Origin of the sequence: Mycobacterium sp. (genome assembly GCF_046095365.1) — a bacterium.
In the GTDB taxonomy this organism is placed as follows: Bacteria; Actinomycetota; Actinomycetes; order Mycobacteriales; family Mycobacteriaceae; genus Mycobacterium.
Map to the genome: position 1 here is coordinate 1 of NZ_JBJTJF010000135.1, position 4,634 is coordinate 4,634.

1 protein-coding gene and 1 pseudogene are annotated in these 4,634 nt (G+C 79.7%); one reads left to right on the forward strand and one right to left on the reverse strand.

Translation table 11 applies throughout. The features are described from left to right. Positions 1-4,427, reverse strand: a 4,427-nt coding sequence (locus ACKOQ4_RS10935; protein WP_526291699.1) for a PE family protein, incomplete at its 3' end; no start/stop codon positions are given. Between the two features lie 24 nt (positions 4,428-4,451). Between ACKOQ4_RS10935 and ACKOQ4_RS10940 the strand changes: the two are divergent. Then, a pseudogene (locus tag ACKOQ4_RS10940) lies at positions 4,452-4,634 on the forward strand (PGRS repeat-containing protein); the annotation flags it as partial.

The window sequence follows — 4,634 nt, forward strand, 5'->3', positions numbered from 1 at the left end:
CTGCCGCCCTCGACGACGCCGGTTCCGCCCGTGCCGCCGTCGCCGGCGAAGCCGATGATGCTGGCGCCGGTATTGTTCGCCGCGCCGCCGGCACCGCCGTTGCCGCCGACTCCCAGGGTGGCGCCCAGACCGGCGCCGCCGTTGCCGCCGTCGCCGCCGTCGCCGGTCAACGGAGTACCGCCGTTGCCACCGTTGCCGCCTGTTCCGCGGAAGCTGCCGCCGGTGCCGCCGTTGCCGCCGTTGCCGCCGACACCCACGCCGGTCGGGCTGCCGCCGGCGCCGCCGGCGCCGCCGTTGCCGAGCGTCCCGCCGTTGCCGCCGGTGCCGCCGTTGCCGCCTAGCCCCAGAGCGGGGCTGTAGCCGGCGCCGCCGGCGCCGCCGGTACCGGACAGCGGTGCGCCCCCGCCGGAGCCCGCCGTGCCTGCGCTGCCGCCGTTGCCGCCGCGGGCCGCGGATCCGGCGGCGCCACCGTTGCCGGCGGCAATGGTGCTGAAGTCGCCGCCGTTACCGCCGGCGCCGCCGTTGGGCTGCAGTGCGGTGCCGGCCGCGCCGGCTCCGCCGGTGCCGGCCGTGCCGGAGTCGGCGCCCCTGCCGCCGTTGCCGCCGTTGCCGTTGGTTCCGGCCGGGTCCGCACCGCCGCCGGTGCCGCCGGCGCCGCCGTCGCGGCCGATGCCGGCATTGCCGCCGCGGCCGCCCGCGCCGTTGTTGGTCAGGAACAGCGGGTCGCCCTTGGCGCCGTTGCCCGCGGCGCCGCCGGCGCCGCCGTTGCCACCGTTGCCGCCGTTGCCACCGGTGCCGGTGCCGCCGAAGCCGCCCGTGCCGCCGGTGCCAGCGGCGCCGCCGTTGCCACCGTTGCCGCCGGCGCTGCCGTCGGCCAGAGCCGCCGCGTCGTAGCCGTTGCCGCCGGCTCCGCCGTTGCCGCCGGCGCCGCCGTTGGAGTTGGTGCCCCGGGTGCCGGCGCTGCCCCCGGCTCCCGCCGTGCCGGCCGCACCGCCGGTAGCGCCGTTTCCGCCGTTGCCACCGGCGCCACCGGCCGCACCGTCCCTGAAGAGTTCGTTACCGGCAGTCCCGGCGGTCCCGGCCGCGCCGTTGCCGGCCGTCCCGGCGTTCCCGCCACTGCCGGCGTTGCCTCCGGTGGTGGCCAGACGACCGGTGCCGGCGGTGCCGCCGTTACCGCCCGCGCCGCCCGCGCCGGCGTTGCCGCCGCGCTGGCCGCTGTTCGCATTGCCGGTGAAGGCGTTGAAACCGGAGCCGCCCTGACCGCCGTTGCCGCCGTTTCCGCCGCTGGTGCCCAGACCCTGGATGCCGGCGGTACCGCTGGCACCGCCGTTGGCCCCGGCGCCGATCGTGCCGGCCGCACCGCCGTTGCCGCCGTTTCCGCCGGTGCCGCCGGCGTTGCCGGCGGTGGCGTCGACGCCCACGATGGTCCCGCTGTTGCCCGGGCCGCCGGTGGCTCCGTTGCCGGCGGTACCGGCATCACCGCCGTCGCCCGCGTTGCCGCCGGTGGTGGCGTTGGGGCCGGTGCCACCCTTGCCGCCGTCACCGCCGGCGCCGCCGTTGCCGCCGTTGCCGCCGGCCAGGCCCGACGCGGGGAAGGCCGCCGCGTTGAACCCGGCGCCGCCCTGGCCGCCCTTGCCCGCGTTTCCGCCGCTGGTGGCCTGCCCCACGGTGCCCGCGGCTCCGCCGGCGCCGGCCGTTCCCGCCGCGCCGGCGTCACCACCGTTGCCGCCGTTGCCGCCGGCGCCGCCGTTCTCGCCGTTGGGCGAAGCCCCGGTCCCGGCCGCGCCGGCCTTTCCGATGGCGCCGTTGCCCGCGACACCGCCGTTACCGCCACTCCCGGCGTTGCCGCCGGTGGTCGCCAGACGACCGGTTCCGCCGGCGCCGCCGTTGCCGCCGGCGCCGCCCGAGCCGGCGTTACCGCCGCGCTGACCGCTGTTGGGGTTACCGACCAGAGCGTTGAAGCCGCTGCCGCCGACACCGCCCTGACCGCCGTTGCCGCCGTTGGTCGCCAGGCCCTGGATACCGGCCGTACCGCTGCCGCCGCCGTTGCCCCCGGTGCCGGCCGTGCCGGCCGCGCCGCCGTCGCCCCCGGTGCCGCCCTTGCCGCCGGCGCCGCCGTTGGTGGCGTCGACGCCGGTGACGATCCCGTTGTCGCCGCGCAGGCCGATGGCTCCGTTGCCGGCTACACCGGCGTCGCCGCCGCTGCCGGCGTTGCCACCGGTGGTGGCCGCCCGGCCGGCGCCGCCGGTGCCGCCGTTGCCGCCCTTTCCGCCCGAGCCGCCGTTGCCGCCGGCCAGACCTGAGTTCGGAGCAGCGACCGCCGCGTCCCAGCCGGTGCCGCCGTTACCGCCGCGGGCGCCGTTGCCGCCGTTGGAGCCCAGGCCTTGGATGCCCGCGGTTCCATTGCCGGCGCTGCCGGTCCCGACCGTCCCGGCCGCACCGCCGCCGCCTCCGTTGCCGCCGGCGCCGCCCGCGACGCCGTTGACGCCGTTGGGCGCGCCCGCGGTCCCGTTGCCTCCGGCTCCGCCGGTCGCACCGTTGCCCGCGGTGCCGGCGTCGCCGCCGCTGCCGGCGTTCCCGCCGGTGGTGGTGTTCGAGCCTGTGCCGCCGGTGCCGCCCTTACCCCCGGTGCCGCCCGAGCCGGCATTGCCGCCGCGCTGACCGGTGGTCGGGTTGCCGGTCAGCGCGTCGAATCCGTTGCCGCCCTGACCGCCCTGACCGCCGTTTCCGCCGCCGGTGCCAAGCCCCTTGGTTCCGGCTGTGCCGGCCGAGCCGCCGTTGCCGCCGGCGCCGATCGTGCCGGCCGCGCCGCCGTTCCCGCCGTTGCCGCCCGCGCCGCCGGTGCCGCCGTTGGTGGCGTCGACGCCGGTGACGATCCCGTTGTCGCCGCGCAGGCCGATCGCGCCGTTGCCGGCCAGTCCGGCGTCACCGCCGCTTCCGGCGTTGCCGCCCTTGGTGGCGGCGTTGGGGCTGTAGCCGCCGGCCCCGCCATTGCCGCCGGCGCCGCCGTTGCCGCCGTTCCCGCCGCGAATGCCGGAGTTCGGTGACACGACAGCGGCGTTGAACCCGGCGCCGCCGTTGCCGCCCTTGCCGCCGAAACCGCCGTCGGAGGCATTCCCCCACTGGCCGTTGTTGCCGTCGGAGGCCCCGGGTCCCTGGCCCAGCCCGCCTGAACCGGCGTCGCCGCCGTTGCCGCCGGCGCCGCCGTTGCCGCCGGCCTGACCGGTCAGCCCGTCACCGGTCGCCTTGTCGAAGCCGGTCGAGTTCGCGCCGCCGGCGCCGTTGCCGGCCAGTCCGGCGTTTCCGCCGGTTCCGCCGACACCGCCGTCGGCGCCCAGACGGCCGAGGCCGCCCCGGCCGCCGGCGCCGCCGTTGCCGCCGGCGCCGGCATTGCCGCCGCGCAGGCCGGTGCCGGCCGCCAGGCTCGCCGACTCGTATCCCGAGCCGCCGTTACCGCCGGTGCCGCCGTCGGCGCCGCCGGGGGCAAGACCCTGGATGCCGCCGGTGCCGCTGGCCCCGCCGTTGCCGCCCGCTCCGGCCGTGCCGGCCGCGCCGCCGTCGCCGCCGTTGCCGCCCGCTCCCCCGACGCCGCCACTGGTGGCGTCCACCGCGGTGACGATGCCGTTGTTGCCCGGCTTTCCGGTGGCGCCGTCACCGGCGAGGCCGGCGTTACCGCCGCTGCCGGCGTTGCCGCCCTTGGTGGCCAGACGCCCGGTGCCACCGGTGCCGCCGTTGCCGCCACGGCCGCCCGAACCGCCGTTGCCGCCGCGGGAGCCATTGACCAGCGCCGAGGCGTCGAAGCCGGCGCCGCCATTGCCGCCCAGCCCGCCGTTGGCGCCGTCGGTCGCCAGGCCCTGGGTGCCACTGGAGCCGGTCGTGCCGCCGCCGTTTCCGGCGCCCCCGGCACCCTTGGCTCCGCCGTTGCCGCCGTTGCCGCCGGCCCCGCCGGCCACCCCGGTCTGGCCGTCGGGCGCCCCGACGGTGCCGTTGCCGCCGGTGCCGCCCATGGCCCCGTTTCCGGCCACGCCGGCGTCACCACCGTCGCCGCCGCCGCCGCCGTTGGTGGCGTTGGTGCCCACACCGCCCTTGCCGCCGGCCCCGCCGGCACCGCCGGCGCCGCCGTTGCCGCCCCGCGAACCGTCGACCAGCAGCGCGGCGTCGAAACCGCTGCCACCGGCGGCGCCGTTGCCGCCCAGGCCACCGTTGCCGGCGGTGCCTCCCACCGCGTCGGTACCGTCGATGCGGCCCTTGCCCGCGGTGCCGGCGGTGCCGCCGACGCCGCCGTCTCCGCCCTTGCCGCCGGCCCCGCCGGCGCCGCCGTCGCGGTTCCCGGCCGTGCCGTTGCGGCCGGCAGCGCCGTCACCGCCCGTCCCGGCATCGCCGCCGCCCCCGCCGGCGCCGGCGCCGCCGCCCGTGCCACAGATCACGCCGCCCCTGCCGCCGGTGCCACCGTGGCCGCCGGCTCCGCCGTTGCCGCCCGCCCCGCCGGCCTCACCGGGCAGGACGCCGTCCGTTCCGGCGATGCCGTACTTACCGGCACCGCCGGCAACGGTGGCCTGGGCGGCAACGGCGCCGCCGGTGGCAGCGGTTTCGACGCCGCGCTGCTGGTCGACGGTTCGCGGGGCGGCAACGGC